This window comes from Rhodococcus opacus B4 (assembly GCF_000010805.1).
In the GTDB taxonomy this organism is placed as follows: domain Bacteria; phylum Actinomycetota; class Actinomycetes; order Mycobacteriales; family Mycobacteriaceae; genus Rhodococcus_F; species Rhodococcus_F opacus_C.
This window is the reverse complement of sequence record NC_012522.1, coordinates 3172250-3191383: the sequence shown is the minus strand read 5'-3', so window position 1 is coordinate 3191383 and position 19134 is coordinate 3172250. Positions and strand designations below refer to the sequence as shown.

The 19134-nt window shown below is 66.6% G+C and carries 17 protein-coding genes; 9 read left to right on the top strand and 8 right to left on the bottom strand.

Translation table 11 applies throughout. The features are described from left to right. Window positions 1–146 precede the first annotated feature (146 nt). Genes ROP_RS14685 through ROP_RS14665 form a run of 5 tightly spaced genes read right to left on the bottom strand, consistent with a single transcriptional unit; the run spans window position 147 to window position 5844 of the window. On the bottom strand, window positions 147–1184 hold the full coding sequence (locus ROP_RS14685; RefSeq protein WP_012690168.1) for an asparaginase: 1038 nt from the start codon (window positions 1182–1184) through the stop codon (window positions 147–149). After that, window positions 1184–2518: a lyase family protein gene (locus ROP_RS14680; protein ID WP_231868917.1), complete on the bottom strand. Its 1335-nt coding sequence runs from the start codon at window positions 2516–2518 to the stop codon at window positions 1184–1186. Before ROP_RS14680 ends, ROP_RS14685 begins: the two co-directional genes overlap by 1 nt. A gap of 13 nt (window positions 2519–2531) precedes the next feature. Then, window positions 2532–3533, bottom strand: a complete 1002-nt coding sequence (locus ROP_RS14675; protein ID WP_012690166.1) for an ester cyclase — start codon at window positions 3531–3533, stop codon at window positions 2532–2534. Window positions 3534–3586: 53 nt separating this feature from the next. Next, window positions 3587–4447, bottom strand: a complete 861-nt coding sequence (locus ROP_RS14670; protein ID WP_012690165.1) for a class II fructose-bisphosphate aldolase — start codon at window positions 4445–4447, stop codon at window positions 3587–3589. Between the two features lie 38 nt (window positions 4448–4485). After that, the gene (locus ROP_RS14665) at window positions 4486–5844 is read right to left on the bottom strand and encodes a four-carbon acid sugar kinase family protein (RefSeq protein ID WP_231868916.1); all 1359 of its coding nucleotides are present in this window, start codon (window positions 5842–5844) and stop codon (window positions 4486–4488) included. 184 nt (window positions 5845–6028) lie between these two features. On the opposite strand from ROP_RS14665, the gene ROP_RS14660 reads away from it, so the two are divergent. From ROP_RS14660 to ROP_RS14625, 8 genes are all read left to right on the top strand, one after another. Next, window positions 6029–7051, top strand: coding sequence for an ester cyclase (locus ROP_RS14660; RefSeq protein ID WP_043824769.1), 1023 nt, complete (start codon window positions 6029–6031; stop codon window positions 7049–7051). A 117-nt stretch (window positions 7052–7168) separates the two neighbouring features. After that, window positions 7169–7960, top strand: coding sequence for an HpcH/HpaI aldolase family protein (locus ROP_RS14655; RefSeq protein ID WP_012690162.1), 792 nt, complete (start codon window positions 7169–7171; stop codon window positions 7958–7960). 62 nt (window positions 7961–8022) lie between these two features. Continuing rightward, a complete protein-coding gene (locus ROP_RS14650; RefSeq protein ID WP_012690161.1) occupies window positions 8023–9408 on the top strand; it encodes an MFS transporter in 1386 nt (461 codons plus the stop codon). 123 nt (window positions 9409–9531) lie between these two features. Continuing rightward, window positions 9532–10251, top strand: a complete 720-nt coding sequence (locus tag ROP_RS14645) for a FadR/GntR family transcriptional regulator (RefSeq protein WP_012690160.1) — start codon at window positions 9532–9534, stop codon at window positions 10249–10251. Between the two features lie 89 nt (window positions 10252–10340). Then, entirely contained in the window at window positions 10341–11258 is a 918-nt protein-coding gene (locus ROP_RS14640; RefSeq protein ID WP_012690159.1) for an NAD(P)-dependent oxidoreductase, read from the top strand. Next, window positions 11255–12238, top strand: coding sequence for an aldo/keto reductase (locus ROP_RS14635; protein WP_012690158.1), 984 nt, complete (start codon window positions 11255–11257; stop codon window positions 12236–12238). Before ROP_RS14640 ends, ROP_RS14635 begins: the two co-directional genes overlap by 4 nt. 27 nt (window positions 12239–12265) lie before the next feature. Beyond that, the gene (locus ROP_RS14630) at window positions 12266–13399 is read left to right on the top strand and encodes a cupin domain-containing protein (RefSeq protein WP_012690157.1); all 1134 of its coding nucleotides are present in this window, start codon (window positions 12266–12268) and stop codon (window positions 13397–13399) included. Next, complete coding sequence (locus ROP_RS14625; RefSeq protein ID WP_012690156.1) at window positions 13392–14159, top strand: alpha/beta fold hydrolase; 768 nt, start codon at window positions 13392–13394, stop codon at window positions 14157–14159. Before ROP_RS14630 ends, ROP_RS14625 begins: the two co-directional genes overlap by 8 nt. Before the next feature lie 62 nt (window positions 14160–14221). On the opposite strand, the gene ROP_RS14620 is transcribed toward ROP_RS14625, so the two are convergent. The 3 genes from ROP_RS14620 to pruA form a co-directional block, all read right to left on the bottom strand. Continuing rightward, window positions 14222–14470: a DUF3263 domain-containing protein gene (locus ROP_RS14620; RefSeq protein WP_012690155.1), complete on the bottom strand. Its 249-nt coding sequence runs from the start codon at window positions 14468–14470 to the stop codon at window positions 14222–14224. Window positions 14471–14558: 88 nt separating this feature from the next. After that, complete coding sequence (locus ROP_RS14615) at window positions 14559–15530, bottom strand: proline dehydrogenase family protein (protein WP_012690154.1); 972 nt, start codon at window positions 15528–15530, stop codon at window positions 14559–14561. Then, complete coding sequence (gene pruA, locus ROP_RS14610) at window positions 15530–17185, bottom strand: L-glutamate gamma-semialdehyde dehydrogenase (protein ID WP_012690153.1); 1656 nt, start codon at window positions 17183–17185, stop codon at window positions 15530–15532. The genes ROP_RS14615 and pruA overlap by 1 nt, the downstream gene beginning before the upstream one ends. Before the next feature lie 165 nt (window positions 17186–17350). Between pruA and ROP_RS14605 the strand changes: the two genes are divergently transcribed. After that, window positions 17351–19060, top strand: a complete 1710-nt coding sequence (locus ROP_RS14605; protein ID WP_012690152.1) for a PucR family transcriptional regulator — start codon at window positions 17351–17353, stop codon at window positions 19058–19060. Window positions 19061–19134 lie beyond the last annotated feature (74 nt).

Sequence of the window (19134 nt, the reverse complement as noted above, 5' to 3'; positions counted from 1 at the left end):
ATGCCACGTGACTGCAACACCGCCCCGAGTCCGGCGTTGTATCCAGCGGGGCGTGGCCAAGATCAGGCAGTAGAACGCCGAGGGCCATCCAGTCACGGCTGCGCGGCGCTGTCCCCGTGACGACAGCGCGCATGGTGAACGACGGATCAGATGGCATCCAGGGCTTGCGCGGAGGCGTTGCACGTCGACGTCGTGTAGCCCTCCAACGCGTGCCGGATTTCCTTCTCGTCGGCGCCTGCGGCGAGGAGGACTGTCAGGAGGACTCGTGCTTTGAGGCCGTCGAGTGTTCCGGCGGGGATCAGGCCCCGGTTCTGTAGGTCGATCTCGGCGCCGGTTCCTCCATAGGTGGATCGCAGGGCGGGCCCGGCTCCGGTCCGTGTGGCATACAGGACCGGAATTTCCCGGGCCAGCTTTCCCAGCGGTGTCGCCCACGCCGGCGGGACTGATCCGCCGCCCGCTGCTTCGACGACCAGCCCCCGATAGCCGAGGGCGACCAGGGGTTCGAGGATGCGGCCGTCGTCCGCCAGAGCGGTCTTGAGCACTGCGACCGGGGGGAACTCCGCGTCGAATGGGACGGTGATCGAAGGCCTCCGGGCTGGTGGCGAATAGATGTGGACGAGATTCTCGCAGACCTCCCCGACGGGTCCGGAGTGTACGGACGTGAATGCGTCTGCGTTCGAGGTGTGCCGTTTCTGCAGCTGCCAGGGTGAGTGGATGCGATCGTTCATCACCACGAGGCACCCCAGTTCGGTCAACGAGGGTTCGGAGGCAATGCGCAGCGCGGCAGTGAGGTTCGCCGGTCCGTCCGCGCTCGGGAGCCCGGGATGGCGCATTGCTCCGGTCGCGACCAGCGGGATCGGCCTCGACCACTGAACGTCCAGTGCGAACGCGAATTCCTCGAGCATGTCCGTGCCGCAGGTGACGACGATCCCCGCCGCGCCTCGCTCGGCTTCCTGCTCTGCGTGGGTGAGAACTTCGCGAATGGTGCCGAAATCCACCGCAGCCGACGCGACTTGTCCGAATCGGCGTTCGGAGACTTCGACGCCGGCATCGGACAGGACGGTAGCGGTTCCCAGTGATGGGGAGATCTCTCCCGGCACCACCCCGGCACCCGAGGTCGGGTGTGGTTGGGCCGCGATCGTTCCCCCGAGAGTGCACAACGCAATTCGACGATGATGGTCCACTATTTCGACGCTTCCGGTGACTCGAGCGCACCGACCGATGATCGTTGTTCATCGTTCGTCGTGGAAATCGGCGACGCGTGAGCGGGACGGTTCCGATACTGGGCCGTGGTGGCCTCGTATCCGGCGGTCGCGGAGAGGGTGACCCAGGAGTCGAAGGCACCGGCGAGGTTTTCCTCGCGGCGTGGACCGTGCCAGGTGATTCCGTTGACGCAGCGCCGCGCGAATGAGATTGCCGCGGCCGTCAGGTCGTCGAAGATGGTGACGAGGGCGTCGACGATGACGGGCTCCATCACGTTGAGCTCGAGTTCTCCTGCACTGACGGCGAATTCGATCGTGTGGGCGGCCCCGCGGATACGGTAGCTCAACTGCATCACATACTCGGGGATGGCGGGGTTGACCTTCGCCGGCATGATCGAAGATCCCGCCTGGACGGCGGGGATGGTCAGGTCGCCGAATCCACCCGTCGGCCCGGAGGACAGGAGTCGGATGTCGGCGGCCACCTTGGCCATGGTCATGCCGGTGCGGGCGCCGGCAGCGGCGATGTCCGCGTACGGGTCGAGATGCGCGAGGGCGTCGAACAGATCCGGTGCCGGGCGGAGATCCAGGCCGGACGCGGCGGCCAACTCGGTGATCGCGAGCTCGCGGTAGCCGTCCGGGGCACCGAGTCCGGTGCCGACCGCTGTCGCACCCAGGGGCACCGACCGCATGGCGCCGACCGCGACGCGCAGCCCGTCGGCGGTCCGCCGGATCGCGGCGGCCTGGGCGCGATGCGACTGCCCCGCGCTGAGACTGACCGCGTCGCGAAGACACGTGCGCCCGAGATGCCGGGTGTCGTCGAATTCGGTGGCCTTGTTCTCGAGAGCGGTCACCAACTCGTCCAGCGCTTCCAGTGGGGGTTCGGCCAGCTCCAGCACCGTCAGCGCCATCGCGGTCGGGTAGCTGTCGTTCGTCGACTGTGACGCGTTGACGTGGTCGTTCGGGTGCACGGTCACACCGGCCAGCAGGGTGGCCCGTGCCGCGATGACTTCGTTGACATTCATGTTTGTCGTTGTGCCACCCCCGCCGAGGAGCAATGCCGATGGGAACTGTGTGGGGTGGTCACCGGATGCGATCTCCCGGCACGCGGTGACGATGGCGTCGCGGCGTATGGAATCGAGAACGCCGAGAGCGTGATTGGCCTGCGCGGCGGCGAGCTTGACCCGCGCATAATTTCGGACGAACGCGGGAACGTCACCGAAGGTGCGTCCCGGGCCGGGGAAGTTGTTCAACGACAGTGTGGTTTGTTCCCCGTAGAGGGGCTGAGTCGTCTCCGGGGTGAGCTGCGTATGGACCACGTGATCCGACCTTTCAGTGCGGTGTGGGAACGTCGCCACGGGCCTTGGCGATCTGCGCCATGACGGCGATCTCGTCGTAGACCCGCCATTCGCGGATGATCCGGCCACCACGCAGCAGGAATTGAGACGATCCCATGATTTCGACGGGTGAGTGGGTGACCGGGCCGTAGAGGGGCGCACCCGAGTAGGTTCCGGTCAGCCTCCACAGGACTCCGATTCGCGTGCCCTGTTCGGGGGCGGTGCTGACCGCGATGTCACGCGTCTCGATCACGGCGTCCGGGAACGGTGCGAGCATCTGGGTCAAGTCGATCTGATAGTTGACTGCCCGGGTGCGGATGCGAGCGCGAGTGGTCTCCAGGAACAGGTCGCGCTGGGTGAACTCGGGTGCTCGTTCGAGTCGGCGGTTGTTCCACACGTCGGCGACGAATTCGCGGATGAACTCCGCCTCGACGCGATGAGAGTCGGGGCGTGGGCCGGATTCGCCGGTCAGTACCACGTCGGTGGGGGCCGTGGTACCGAACAGGCCGGCAGTCTCGTCGGTGAATGCGACCTGACGGGCGACGGCCTCGGGATCCAGGCCCAGCGTGGTGACCACGCGGTATTCGTCGCGGACCACCCACTCCTCGACCACCAGACCGTCCCGAACCAGGCAGATTGCCATGTTCCGTGACTCCGAGTTGTTCAGTGTGGCAGGGCCGTACACGCCGAGGCCGGCCTGTGGTCCGGAATGGAACACCCGGTGGTGGCTGATGAAGGCCCGGTCGCCGCGGGGTTCGCAGATGACGTCCTCCGCGGTCCCGATGCGGGTAGGGAAGGCGCTCTTCTTGACGAGGGAGCCGGCGATCACGTCGTCGACTCCGCGGATCGGACCGTACGCACCGTGGACGACCACGTCCTTCGCGTAGTGCACGGGCAGGCGGCCGAGGCCGAAGTCGTCCCAGATCAGGTCGGTCCAGCTCAGGATATAGTCCTCGGGGCTCTCGAACGGGGCGTAGACATCCGTTGTGAGTGGCATTGCGGGGTGTGGCCTTTCATTCGGGTGCGCCCACCGGTGCTCCGGTGGGTTTCTCAGATCGCCGCTGCTGCCGGCTGAGGCAGGCAGCGGCGAAGGTGTGTGTCGGTGACAGCCCGGGTCGCCTCGATCAGCCGGTCGGCGGGGGTGAGCAGGTTCCAGCCACGGACCTCGTCGGGCGTGATGTCTCGGGCGGCGCGCAGATACGCCTGGCGCAGTTCGGTGTTGACGTTGACCTTCCGGATGCCGTGCGCGATGGCGCGGCGGACCTGGTCGTCGGGAACCCCCGAGGTGCCGTGGAGTGTCAGGGGCACCGGCACGGCGGCATGCAGTTTCGAGAGCAGACCCATGTCGAGGTCGGGTGGGCTCGCGTAGGTTCCGTGGACATTGCCGATCGCGACGGCCAGCAGATCGGTCCCGGTATCGCGGACGAACTGGACCGCCTGCACCACGTCTGTGACAGCGTGCACGTCGACGGCGCCGGCGGAGTCCTCGTCGCCGGGAACGTGCGCGAGTTCGGCCTCGATCGATGCCCCGCAGGGCTGGGCGAGGGCGCGGGCGCGGACGACGAGGTCGACATTCGCGGTGTAGGGGAGCGCGGAACCGTCCGCCATGATCGCGGTGACACCGAGGTCGAGTGCGCGCGCCATCATCTCCAGGTCCTGGGTGTGATCGAATTGCACGGCAACTGGAACCGAAGCGTCGTCCGCCGCGGCGACCAGCAGGCGAGCCAACAGTGGTCCGCTGTCGCGACGCAGGGCCCCCTCTGCCAGGAGCAGACACACCGACTGCCGGGCGCTTTCCGCGGCGAGCATCACGCCGGTGACCTGTTCGAGGTTGTAGCAGGTGAAGGCGCCGACACTTTCGCCGTTTCGGGATGCGTGGGTGACGAGGTCGGTCAGGGGAGCACGGGGCATTGCGGATTCCTCTTCGGGTCAGGTGGCGGGTGGAGCGATCAGTTCAGTTCTCGTAGAACCGTGACGACGTCACGCAAAGATTCCGGGCCGCCGACGTTTCCGGGGAACACCACGCACAAGGGGCCCGAGGCGGATTCGGCTACCCAGACGGGGACGATGCCGTCGAGGATCGGGCCGAGTACCTTGGCCCGCCGCAGGCGGAGGACCTTGGTAATCACGTCGGCGGAGGTGATGCCGCCCTTCGCGACGACCCACCGAGGCGGCGCCGCCGCGACAACGGCGGACGCGGCCGTGCTCAGTGCGTGCGCCACGGCCGCGGCGATGGACAGGCTGTCATCTTCGTCGACTCCGACGACCACGTCCCGGCTGGTGCGAAGCACCACATCCGACACGGCGAGCGCCGAAACGCATTCCGTCACGGCCCGGTCGATCGCGGCGTCGCGGGTGGCAGCATCGACGACGTCGGCTGTCGAGAGTTCGACGGTGGACACGCGGTCCAGGTCGCCCAGGTGCCTGAGCTGGGCGGTCGTGAGCTCGACATGGGACCCCGCGACGACGAGACCGTGCGGACCGGTGGTCGGATCGAGAGCGGCCCTCAGACGCTCCGGTGAGACCCGACTACTGTGGGGCAGTCCGCCCCGCGCGCGGGCAAGTGACGGACCGCATCGCACAACGGTCCGAATTCCCTCTTCCTCGCACCGCTCGAGGGCTGCGGCGACGACGTCGAGGTCGGCCTCGGTCTCGGCGTCCACACAAACCGGTCCGGGGTCGAACCCCGATGCGGTGGCGCCGATCAACCGACTGACGTGGTCGGGGCCGCGACGGATGTCGGTCACCGAGACGACGGTGACATCGGAGGCAGCCCACCGGCCGTGCGAGCGCTCCTGTACCCAGTCGGGCAGCGTCGAGGCAGAGAAGCCGAACGTCGCGTCGCGCGCGTAGGCGGTCTCCCCGACAGGCACCCACCCGGATCCGGATCGGACGAGATGCCGGCCGTGGCGGGTGATGCGACCGGCTGCGGGATAGGCGGGGCACAGAACGAGTACGCGTGGTGTGCCTGCGGCGCCGACCTCGGTGAGCACCTCCACATCGACGGGGAAGTGGCCGCGCAGCGTCGAGTCCGAGCGGCTGACGATGGACAGCTGCAGTCGGAGCCGGTCGGCCACGGTCGTTGCCGTCTGCGCGATCGACCGGGTGAGCTCGCGCGTGGTGTTCTCGTCCAGAGCCCGCGCATTGGTCAGCACGAATGCCGTCGGTGCGGCCTCCCTCAGGGCCCATTCCATCGATTCGGGCGAGAAGTCTGTGGCGATCGGGACCCCGGCCGCGGTCTGTGACCCGGTGGGGTCGTCGTCGAGAACCAGCACCCGTCGGTGGGACCGCATCAAGCGATCGGTCAACGAAAGATTTTCCGTCAGTTGATGTCCCATGTCAGCAAGCCTCCTGCACGCAGATCGGGAGTCGTGGTCTCGAACCACGGCGATGTAGAGCACCGTAACGCATTGGTCGAGCGGTTGACCAATTTGGGATCGGCGCGATACTGTGTCGGCAGTCACAAGAGCACCCTGGTTGGAACGGAGCATCATGATCGAGCTGAAACCGTCGGCGTACGCGCCCTACGACGATCCCGAGGACTACATCCTCTCGTGGACGGATCGCATCTGGGAGCCGCGCGGGATGGGCCAGATCCGCGAGCACTATCTACCCGACATCAAGGTGCACGGCGCCTACGGCACCATCGTCGGAAACGAGCCCATCATCCAGGCGTGCCTGCAGAAGAACGCCGCGTACCCGCACCGACTGTTCACCGGCGAGGACGTCATCTGGGAGGTGCGCGACGAGAACACCTGGCTGAGCTCGCACCGCATCGTCAATTGCGGTAAGCAAGAAGGCTTCTGGCAGTACGGACCGCCGACGTTCAAGCACACGTCCTCCCGCAACATCGCCGTCTGCCTGGTGCGGGATGCGATGATCGCCGAGGAATGGGTGGTCCGCGACGAGTGGGCCGTGGTCGAGCAATCCGGGCACGACGTCGATGCCATCGCCCGCCAGATCGCGTTCGCCCCGAGTGCCGGACTGCTCGGCGAGAAGGGCGGCAAGCTCCTCGGCGACGCACCCGCAAATCCCCTGGTCGAGGGCGTGTCCGGAAAGCGACCGCAGCACGGGCGCGAAGAGGATCAGCGCGTCGTCGCGATGATCGACGAGGTGTGGAATCAGCACCTGCGCAATCTGGTGCCCGCGTACTTCAGCCGCGACATCGTCGTCGAGACCACGCGGCACCGCACCCATGCCCGCGACGACGGCTACAAGACCGAACTCGATCACCTGTTCGGCCCTTTCCCGGATGCCCAGGTCGAGATCTACGACGTCGCCTTCAACGAAGACTCCTTCCACGGCACCCGGGTATCGATCCTGTGGGTGCTGGGCGGCACCTACTGCGGGGTTCCGCAGTACGGCCCGGTCACCGGAAGTCCCGTCGAGATCTTCGGGGTCTCGCACTTCCAATTCCGTGGCGACAAGATCTACAAGGAATGGCGGATCTACGACGAACTCTCCGTTCTCGCACAGATCAAGCGCGCCCGAGGCGACGAACCCACTTCCCACTGACAGCGGGGAGTCGATCCGCCGGTCGAGTGGTCCATCGAGCTCGGCCGGCATTTTGCCCTTCAGTGGTCGACCGGATGACCAATAGTATCTCTCAGGCGTCAACTACAGGAGGTCGCGATGCGCCCCAATCTACTGCGAGCCGCGATGGCAGACGGAAACGTTGCCGCCAACGCCTGGATCTCGAGCAGCGGCACCTACGCGGCCGAAGCGCTGTCCCACGCCGGATTCGACAGCGTCACCATCGACCTGCAGCACGGCATGTTCGGCATCGATACCGCCGTGGCACTGTTGCAGGCCGTGTCGTCGGGGCCCGCGGTTCCGATGGTGCGAAGTTCCGGCGCGGACCCCGCCGAGATCGGCAAGTTGCTCGACGCGGGTGCCTACGGAATCATCTGCCCGTCCATCGACGACGCGGTGACCTGCGCAGACTTCGTCTCCGCGTGCCGATATCCCGGTGTCGGTGTCCGCAGCTTCGGCCCCTCTCGCGGGCTGCTGTACGGCGGACCGGACTACGTCGCACACGCGGACACCACCGTCGTGGCATGGGCGATGATCGAATCCGCCACGGCTTTGTCCAACCTCGACGAGATCGTCGCCGTCGACGGGCTCGACGGCGTCTACATCGGACCCAACGATCTTGCGCTCTCGCTCGGTGAGCGGCCGGGCGGTTCGTTCTCCGAACCGGTGCTCGAGGCAATCGTCCGGGTGGTCGAGGCCGCCCGGCGCCGCGGAATCTACGTCGGCGCCTTCTGCGGCGGGGAGGAGACCGCCCGCCAACTCGTCGATCTCGGACTGGACCTCGTCACACCGGGAAACGACATTTCCCTGCTCCGCGACGCAGCGACGCGTCGGATCGCCGCGATTCGTGGACACCGCACACTCGCCACCGCAAACGCCGGCGGCTACTGAACTGCACTTTCCGACCCCACGACATTCTCGTTAGACTGCCCAGACCATTTTCGGAGGCCAGTATGTCCGTCCAGAGCGACGCCACCCAAGCACCAGCCACCGCCGGTTCGCAACCGCCAGGCGGGAAAAAGGTATCGCTGCGCAAGCCCATACTCGCGGGCACAGTCGGCAACTTCATCGAGCAATTCGACTACGGAATCTACGGGTTCCTGGCGCCCTACATGGCCGCGTCGTTCTTCTCCGGGGAGAACCAGACCGCGGCAATGCTCGGAGTGTATGCCGGGTTCGCGATCTCCTTCCTCGCCCGACCCTTCGGTGGAATGATCTTCGGTCGTTTCGGCGACAGGTTGGGGCGACGCAACGCCCTGGCGGTCGCAATCATCTCGATGGGTGTCCTCACCACCGTCATCGGAATCCTGCCGACCTATGCCGGTGTCGGCTTCGCTGCCACGATGTTCCTGCTGGTGATCCGGCTCCTGCAGGGACTCGTCCAGGGCGGCGAGTATGCCGGAGCTGTGGCCTTCATCGTCGAGTACGCGGACCAGAAACGGCGTGGTTTCTACACCAGCTTCCTGTCGGTCAGCGTGTTCTTCGGCCTGCTCTGCGGCGCCGGCCTGTCGGCGCTGGTGGCCAGCTTCGTCAGCGACGGGCAGATGGAGACGTGGGGATGGCGGATCCCGTTCCTGGTCGCCATGCCGCTGACCCTGTTCGGATTGTTCCTCCGCCTGCGTATCCCCGAGACACCCGAGTTCCGCCGACTCCAGGAGGAGCAGCAGCGTGCGATCGAAGAGGGGCGCCACGAGGACGTCATCACCAAGAGTCCCGTGCTCGACGCGCTCCGCACCCAGTGGAAGCCGATCCTCGTCTTCGCCGGCTTCGCCATCACCAACGCAGTCCTCTCCTACACCTGGGTGACGTTCCTGCCCGGCTACCTGCAGGGCGACCCGGTGAACATGCCCAAGGAGCAGGCCTTGGCGTCGAACTTCATCGCCCTCGGCGTGCTGATTCCCCTGCTGGTCCTGTCCGGACTGCTGGTCGACAAGATCGGGCGCAAACCGATGCTGATCGCCGCCTGTGTCTCCACCTTCGTCTGCATCCCGCTGGCGTTCAAGGTCGTGCTGGCCCACACCTTCACCGCGGCATTGATCGCCCAGTTGATCTACCTCGTCCCGATCATGCTGATCTCGGTCGCCCTGACCGTGAGCATGGCCGAGATGTTTCCGACCAAGGTGCGCTACAGCGCCAGCGCCATGGCCTACAACCTCGGCTTCGGCATCTTCGGTGGCACCGCCCCACTCGTCGCCACCTTCCTCACCTCGGCGACCGGAACCATCTGGTCCGTACCGATCTACGTCTGCGCGATCGCGCTCATCTCGCTGCTGTGCGTGACCTTGGGCTTCCGCGAGACCAAGGGCACCCGATTGGTGGACAGCAAGTACGACAGCTGAATGTGACGGCAACGCCGGTGGGCATCGAGGCATAACACCTCGATGCCCACTTTCATAGTATGGTCGACCGGTCGGACACGTGCGCAAGGGTTCGATCATTGAGGGTGAAAGGGTGGGCTGGTTATGTCCCCGCAAGTTGAATCGCTTCTGACCAAGGTGGAGCGCCGGCAGCCGGCGAGTGTGGAGCTGGCGCATCGACTGATCGAATACCTGTTGTCCGGCGAGATTCCCCCGGGCGGCAAGATCCCGTCCGAGCGTGCCCTGTCGGAGTCCCTGGACGTCGGGCGCTCTGCGGTCCGGGAGGCACTCAAGTCGCTCACCCTGCTCGGCCTGCTCGACGTGCGTCAGGGAGACGGAACCTACCTCGCCGGGTCGAGTTCGGATCTGCTGCCGCGCATCATCGAATGGGGACTCCTGCTGGGCGAGCGCCGCGTGCAGGACTTGACCGAAGCCCGCGCGGAGGTGGAGGTGATTCTCGCGGGCATGGCCGCCAAACGGCGCTCCCCCGCAGGCCTCGAGGAACTCCGCGCGATCGTCGACGAGATGAAGGCGGCCGACGCCGACCTCCCCCGCTACATCGCCGCCGACGTCCGCTTCCACCTCAAGATCGCCGAACTCAGCGGTAACACCGTGCTGGCGGGCGTGCTCTCGAGCATTCGCTCACTCCTGCAGGTCTGGACCAACCGGGTGATCACCGCGATGGGGGAGACCCGGTCCTCACTCGCGGTGCACCTGCCGATCTTCGAGGCGATCGAAGAAGGTGACGCCGAGGCCGCGCGGGCGGCCATGTTCGCCCACATGAGAAGCGCAAACCGCAACCTGGCCAACACAATCGGCGAATAGACCGCTGAGCGTCGAGCGGCGGCGCCACGCAGTAGCGAAATTGGTCGACCGGTTGACCTTGAGCCGATTTGACAGTACGGTCTCCAGATATGGACAGATCACCAGTAATCGGTTTCATCGGACTGGGGCGCATGGGCGGTCCGATGGCCGGAAACCTCGCAGCCGCCGGACACACTGTCGTCGTGTACGACATCGATCGGTCCAGGTGCGAACCGCTTGCCGCGCGAGGGGCGCAGATTGCCGACTCGCCCGCCGCGGTGGCCGCGGCCTCGGATATCAGCTTCTCCATCATCATGAACGATGCAGTGCTGCGGCAGGTCGCGCTCGGGGAGGCCGGAATCGTGCAGGGCGCCCGGCCCGGCCACCTGTACTGCGACTTGAGCACCGTGTCGCCCACCGTGTCCGCCGAGGTCGGATCGGCGCTGTCGACGGCGAACATCGCCTACCTCCGCGGGCGAGTGGCCGGGAGCATCGGGCTTGCCGAGGCGGGCGAGCTCACCATCTTCGCCTCCGGAGCCTCCGCCGATTTCGGTCGCGCCGAACCCGTCCTGGCGGCACTGGGTAAACGCATCCTCCACGTCGGCCGCGACGAGGAGGCCGCGTACCTGAAACTCGTGCACAGCACCATCGTCGGTGTGTATGCGGCACTGATGGGGGAGGCTCTGACGCTGGGCGAAAAGGGCGGTGTCGATTTTGACCAGATGCTCGACATTCTGAACGACGGTCCCCTCGGATCCGTCCAACTCGCCCTCAAGACACCGATGCTCAAGCAACGGGACTTCGACGATCCACCGTCCGACATCGATACCGCCGCCAAAGACCTCGACATCGTCCTGTCCGCCGCCCGCGAACAACGAATTCCGATGCCGCTGACATCGGCGGTGCGCCAGCTGATGACCCAACGCCAGGCACACGGTTCCGGCAAGCAGGACATCTGGTCGATGCTGGAAACCTTCGAAGACATGGCGGCGCTCACTGGGGCACCGACCGGCGGTGCGCAGCGATGACCGCCGCGGCGAGCACCCTACTGCTGCTGCCCGGCACGGATCTGCACGTGTCGCGACTGTGCCTGGGCGGCAACCGGTTCGGGTCCGCGCTCGACGAGAGCGAGTCCTTCGCCCTGCTCGATACGTTCGCCGAGCTCGGAGGAAATTTCGTCGACACCGCGTTGGTCTATGCCGACTGGGTCCCCGGAGTCGAACGCAGTTGCAGCGAGCACACGCTGGGGCGTTGGTTGACGACGCGGGACTGCCGCAAGGCGATGGTGGTGGCTACCAAGGGTGGTCACCCCGACCTGGCACACCCCGCAGGGCCGCGGCTGGACCGCGCCTCGCTGCGAGCCGACGCACACGCCAGCGCCGAGAACCTCGGCGGCGCGCCGATCGATCTGTACTACCTCCACCGCGACGACCCCTCCCGCCCGATCGGGGACATCCTCGACACCATGGAGACCCTCGTGGACGAAAGCGTCATCCGGTACTACGCGGCGAGCAACTTCTCCGCCGACCGCCTGGCAGCGGCGGCGCAGTATGCGAGCGCATCCGGAATCGGCGGATTCGTCGCCAACCAACTCGAATGGAGCCTGGCCGCACCCAAGGCGGACCGGGTGGCACCCGACCTGACCTATATGGACGCGGGTCTGCTCGAATTTCACCGCACCCACCGCCTGCCGGTCGTGCCCTACTCGGCTCAAGCCAAGGGCTACTTCGAAAAGAGCCGGAGCGCAGGTCCGATACCCCAATCGGTGGAGCGCTACGACACCGCGCGCAACGCCCGCACCGCCCAATTACTGCACCGTCTCGCCGACGAGTACGAGACCGACGCGACGGCCCTGGCGCTACGTGCGCTGATCGACTGTGAGATCGACATCGTGCCCGTGGTCGGATGCCGCACCGGCGAACAACTTCGCCGGAGCTGGTCCTGCCTCGACGTGTCGCTCAGCCCATCGGATTCCGAACTGCTTACCTCCCTGACCCTTTCGCACTGAATCGAACCCTCGAGGAGTGGACTTCCCTTGAACACCATCGTTACCCAGGACGAGTTGGACCGCAGAACCATCCGCCGGGCCGACCTCGTCAGCTGCAACCAAGCCTTCATCGACTGCAAAACCCCCGGGTCGGACAAGAAGGAGAATTACGCCCTCATCGGATCCGGGGTCTCGCAAAACTCCGACCAGGTGATCAACCTCCGCGAACCTCACGGTTTCAACGTCGGCGCCGCGGCCATGCCGCACGGCATCACCAACAACCTGCACATGCACTTCACCGCCGAAGTCTTCCTCAACTTCAGCGGCGAATGGCTGTTCCGCTGGGGCGTCGACGGCAAGGCCGGCGAATACCAGTCCACCACCGGGGACGTCGTGACCGTGCCGACCTGGATCTACCGCGGTTTCACCAACACCGGTCCCGACGACGGCTGGCTCTTCACAGTGCTGGGAATGGACAGTACCGGTGGGATCATCTGGGGCCCATCGGTACTGCGTCAAGCCGCAGACTACGGGCTCTACCTGACCCGGGACAACGAACTCGTGGAAGCTACCGACGGAGAGCCCGCCGATGTCGACCTGATCAGGCCGATGCCGCAGCAGGAGATCGACGCGCTGCGTCACTACACCCCGGCGCAGATGCGTGGCCGGGTCACCACCGAAGCGGACCGAGTGTGGTCGGACCGCGCCTTCCTCTGCAGCACCCTGCCCGGCGGTCACGCCGAACTCGCCCTCGTCATCGGCTTCGGCATGACCGAAGATCGCAACCAGGAACCGCGTGTCTACAACCCGCACGGTTTCAACCTGGCATGGCTGCGCGCTCACACCGGTGAAGGACTGCTGCAGCATCGGCACGACGCACCGCAGGCACTCATCGTCCGCAGCGGCCGATGGAAGATCACCCTCAACAGCGGCGCCGACGAACGGACCGTCGTCCTCGACCCCCGCGACACCCTCTCCATCCCGGCGGGCGCGTGGCGCCGATTCGAACAACTCGACGACGGCGACGGCGAAATGGTTGTCGTCAACGGCGGCGACGGACGAGTCCGGATCCATTGGGATCCGGAAGTGATCGAACGCGCCCGCGACAAGGACGTGGCCTTCGACGCCAACGGGTACGTCGCACCCTGGTCGGTGGTGTCCCGGAGCACCGACGATGACTGACCATGTCGTCCTCATCCCGGGGATGATGTGCAGCGAGCAACTGTGGGCCGACGTCGAGGACCCGATACGCCGCCACGCGCGTATCCATCACGCCGTCCTGGAACGGAATTCGATTGCCTCGATCGCACACAATATCCTGGCCAGCGCCCCGCCGAACTTCACCGCCATAGGCCTGTCCCTGGGCGGAATCGTCGCGATGCACCTGGCCGTCATCGCCCCCCACCGCATCACCGGCGTGGCTCTGCTCTCGACGAACGCCCGCGCCCCACGCCCGGGTCAGCTCCACGATTGGCGTGAGGCCGCGGCTCGACTCGATCGCGGGGGATCGGCAGTCTCCGAACAACGGCGACTGCTACCGGACCTGGTCTCGAAGAATTCCCGGACAGCCGACCCGACCTTGAACGCACGGGTACTCGCGATGGCCGAACACATCGGCAGGGAGGGACTTCGCGCCCAGCTGGCGGCGCAGGCATCGCGTATCGACTACCTCGACGCCCTCCGCGAGATCACGTGCCCGAGCCTGGTGCTGGCCGGCGAGGACGACACACTGTGCGCGGCCCCGGCAATGCGCGAAATCGCCGCGCATCTTCCCGACTCGACGTTTCAAATCATCCCCGGCGGCGGGCACCTGACACCGATGGAACGGCCGACCGACGTCGGACGAACCCTCTCGGCGTGGCTCGCCAGTATCGACCGGCCGGGAAATGCCGAACCGGCAGGAACACCGCTTCCGCGTGCGCTGGCGCCGGCCACGCCGTGAACCGTCCCGGAACCGCTGGTGAGTCCGATCAGGACACTGGTGCACCCCGCATGAGGTATGAATCACTGCGAATATTGTTGCGGCGTCTGACGCAGTAGGCGAGCACTACAGATCGACCGCAATTCGTGACGGAGGTCGGGAGGAAGATCCGATGCTGCGCCGACACGTTCGTCGAGGATCATCTGCAATTGACGAAAGTACTCGGCCTGCGAGAGCCCAAATTCGACGAGGATGTCCTCACCGGATCCTCCGCCCCGGTGCCGCCACTTCTTCGCGAAGGTGATCATGTAATTGAAGTTGGTCTCGTTCATCCCTGTGCGCTTCGTTGTGAGCTGGGGCGGTGCGGGTCTGGCTCGCCTCGGAGGCGAGCCAGACCCGTTGTCCTGCAGAACGGAATGCTTAGTTGTGTGACATCAACGACCGGAGGAAGAAGGTCAGGTTGGCGGGGCGTTCGGCGAGTCGGCGCATGAAGTAGCCGTACCACTGCTCGCCGTAGGGGAGGTACACCCGCAGATGCTTGTCCTCACCGATGAGGCGGAGTTGTTCGGCGTCGCGGATGCCGTAGAGCATCTGGATTTCGAACTCGTCGGCGGTGCGGCCCTTGGCCTTCGCCTGCTGCAGGGCGGCCTCGATCATGGCCGGGTCGTGGGAGGCGACCATCGGGTAGCCCTGACCGTTCATCAGGATGCGCAGGCAGCGCAGGTAGGCCTCGTCGACCGCCTCCTTGCCCTGGAATGCCACCGAGGCGGGTTCCTTGTAGGCGCCCTTGCACAGCCGGATGCGCGATCCCGGGCCGGACAGGTCCCGGCAGTCGGCCTCGGTGCGCTTCAGGTACGCCTGCAGCACGGTGCCGAGGGACGGGAAGTCCTTGCGGAGTTCGCGGACGATCGACAGTGTCGAGTCGGTGGTGGTGTGGTCCTCGGCGTCCACGGTCACCCACGCGCCGGCCTCCTCGGCGGCGGTGCAGATCTTGTGCGCGTTCTCGAGGGCCACCTTGTGGCCGTCCCGGGGCAGGAACTGGCCCAGGGCGGACAGCTTCAACGAGACCTCGACATTGCGCACCGAGGCCGGTGACGTCGACGCCGTCTTCTGGCTGAGGGCCGCAAGATCGGACAGCAGGGCCAGGTAGTGCGACACGGTGGCGTCGGCCTGCGCCGAATCGGTGGTGTCCTCGCCGAGATGATCGATGCTGATGTAGCGGCCGGAGTCGAGAATCGACGTGGTCGCGGCGATCGCCTGGTCCTCGGTCTCGCCGGCGACGAACCGGTCGACGAGGCTGCGGGTCACCGGGATCCTGGTGACGGTGCGCTCCATCCGGGGCGAACGTGCGGCGGCCAGCAGGGCGGGGCGGAGCAGGGCGGAGAATGCCATCAGATGTCCTCGGAGGTGTCGGCCGCCTGGTGCGGGTAGCGGTGGTCGGTGGCGGGGACGAACGTTTCCTTGATGGTGCGTGCGGACGCCCAGCGCAGCAGGTTCTGCGGGGAGCCGGCCTTGTCGTTGGTGCCCGACGCGCGGGCGCCCCCGAACGGCTGCTGTCCCACGACGGCGCCGGTGGGCTTGTCGTTGATGTAGAAGTTGCCGGCCGCGAACCGCAGGTCGTCGGTGGCCTGGGCGATCGCGGTGCGGTCGTCGGCGATGATCGACCCGGTCAGCGCGTACGCGGACCCCTTGTCGACGAGGTCGAGGACCTTCTCGAACGATCCGGCGGCGGAGTCGTCGTAGACGTGTACGGACAGGATCGGTCCGAAGTACTCGGTGCGGAATGCCTCGTCGGTGGGGTCGTCCCCGAGGAGCACGGTGGGGTCGACGAAGTAACCGACGCTGTCGTCGACGTGGCCGCCGGCGGCGATGGTCAGGCTGGGGGTGGCCTTGGCGCGGGCGATGGCGTCGGCGTTGCGGTCGAACGCGCGCTTGTCGATGACGGCGCCGCCGAAATTCGAGAAGTCGGTGACGTCACCGTATTTCAGCGTCGATGCCTTCTCGATGAAGTCGTCGCCCATCTTCGCCCACACCGACTTCGGGACGAACGCGCGGGAGGCGGCGGAGCACTTCTGACCCTGGAAGTCGAAGGCGCCGCGGATCAGGGCGGTGGTGAGGGTGTCGGGGTTGGCGGAGCTGTGGGCGAGGACGAAGTCCTTGCCGCCGGTCTCGCCGACCAGTCGGGGGTAGGAGTGGTAGTTCGAGATGTTGTTGCCGACCTGCTGCCACAGGTGCTGGAAGGTGGCGGTGGAACCGGTGAAGTGGATTCCGGCGAGGCGCGGGTCGGCGAGGACGACGTCGGAGACCGCGGCGCCGGAGCCGTTGACGAGGTTGATCACGCCGGGCGGCAGGCCGGCGGCCTCGAGCAGTTTCATCGTCCAGTACGCGGCGACGGCCTGCGTCTGCGACGGCTTCCACACCACCGTGTTGCCCATCAGTGCGGGTGCGGTGGGCAGGTTGCCGGCGATGGCGGTGAAGTTGAACGGGGTGATCGCGTAGACGAAGCCCTCGAGGGAGCGGTACTCGAGCTTGTTCCACACCCCCGGGGAGGAGATCGGCTGGTCGGCGAGGATCTGGCGGGCGAAGTGGACGTTGAATCGCCAGAAGTCGATGAGTTCGCAGGGGGTGTCGATCTCGGCCTGGTACGCGGTCTTGGACTGTCCGAGCATGGTTGCGGCGGCGAGGGTTTCGCGCCAGGGGCCGGACAGGAGATCGGCTGCGCGCAGGAACACCGCGGCGCGGTCCTCGAAGGAGAGTGCCCGCCACGCCGGGGCAGCGGCGGTGGCCGCGGCGACCGCGTCCTGGATGTCCTGGGTGCCCGCGTTGGTGAAGGTACCGAGCACCGCGGCATGCCGGTGCGGCTGGACGACGTCGATCACCGGGCCGGCGCCGCGGCGGTGCGCCCCGCCGATCACGTGGTGGATCTCCGTCGGGTTCGACCCGAGTTCGGACAGCTTCGCCTGCAGCCGCGCCCGCTCCGGGCTCCCGGGTGTGAAGGACCCCACCGGCTCGTTGACGGGCTGCGGGGTGGTGGTGATGGCGTCCATGAAAACCTCCTACGGGATGTGGCGGCGAAGACGGCCGCCGCAACGAACTAGCCGTAGTCAACACCAGCACGTCGCCGAATGTATGAGCCAGCTGAACAAATCTCTATCATTGAAGTTGTACTGTCAGCCAAACCGTTCCTGCGATCCCGAAGTGGAGATCGACCCGTGAATTCTGAAGGCGGAACCCGCACGGGTTCAACCGAGCCGTCCGGCCGTGCCACCGGAAGCATCACGCTGCGTGAGCTTCTCAGCGCCCTCGACACGTCGGTCGTCGAACTGATCGACGCGCCGGCAGGCACCGAGATCGCGCTGTCGTCGGTCGCGCTGGTCGACAGTTCCGACCTGGCCACCGAGACCGATTCGCAATCTCCGCTGCCGGATCTGTACCTGCACGTCGGGATCGGCAAAGCGGAGGCCGTGCGCTGGTTCGACGACATTGCCCTCCGACCACCAGACCATCGGGCACAGGCGGTGATGTCCAAGAATGCGGCCACCTCGACGGCACTGCAGGCGGCGGCACGCCGCGCCGGGGTCGCGTTGGTGGCCGTGCACCCGAAGGCCCGCTGGGACCATGTGTTCCCGCTGGTGCAGCGCATGCTGGACCGCTCCCGCCGCAGCACGGGACTGGGCGATCCGGATCTGCTCGCCACCGACACCGACCTGTTCGGGCTGGCCCAGATCGTCGCCCAGAACGCCGGCGGCATGGTGTCGATCGAGGACGCGCAATCGCACGTGCTGGCCTACTCCGCCTCCGACGAGGCCGCCGACGAGTTGCGGACGCTGTCGATCCTCGGCCGCGAAGGACCCCGCGACTACCTGCGGGCACTGCAGCGGTGGGGGGTTTTCGACCGTCTCCGCAACAGCGACGAGGTGATCGACGTGCCGGCCCACCGCAAGCTCGGCACGAAGCGGCGGCTGGTGGTCAGCATCCGGCAGGCCTCCGAGGATGCCACGACCTCGGCGCGCACACTCGGGTCCATCTGGCTGCAACAGGGGGTGGCGCCGTTCTCCGACGACGCCGAAGACGTGCTGCGCGGCGCGTCCGCGATCGCCGCGCGGATCATCTCCCGCAGTCTCAACGCGCCGTCCACCGAGGGCCTGCTGATCCAGCGGCTGTTCGGGGCCCGCGGGGGTGGTGTGGACGTCCCGTCCGTGGTCAGTGCCCTGAACCTGTCGGCGACCGGACCGGCGGCGGTGGTCGGTTTCGCTGTCAGTGCCACCGAGACCGCCGGCGGCGGCCGCCTCACGGAACTGGGCAGCATGCTGCGCCTGCAGGCCAGTTCCTTTCGCCGCGATTCTGTCGCGACGATCATCGGTGAGCGCGCCTACGTGCTGCTCCCGCGCTACACGAGCCCGAAGTCGGTGACCACCTGGACCCGGCAACTCGTCGAGCAGTTCGAGACGAAGCGGTCGATCGCCCTGCGTGCCGCGATCGCGATCCCGGTGCCTGATCTGGGGCAGGTCGCCGGAGCGCGGGTGGAGGTCGACCGTGTTCTCGACGGCACCGCCGCGACTTTCCCCGAGGGCCGGGTGACCACGCTCGCCGAATCGCGCACCGCGGTGCTGTTCGGGGAGATCCTCGACCTCCTCGCCGAGCACCGGGACCTGCACGACCCGCGGCTCGACGCCCTCGTCGACTACGACGACAAGCACGCGTCGAACCTGCAGGACAGCGCTGAGGCCTATCTCGCGGAACACGGCGACGTCCGCGCGGCCGCCGCTGTCCTGCAAATACATCCGAATACCCTGCGCTACCGGATTCGCCGCGTCGAGGAGATCGTCGGTATCGACCTGCACGACGCCTCCGACCGGATGCTGTTCGAACTGCAGCTCGCTTTGCGGCGCCGCGGCGATGCGAATCCCACCGCCCCCTGAGAGTTGGCCGAGAGAACAAAATCCGGGAGTCCTTTTCTCACCTCGTGCCCAATACTTCGAGGGGCGCGGTCGGT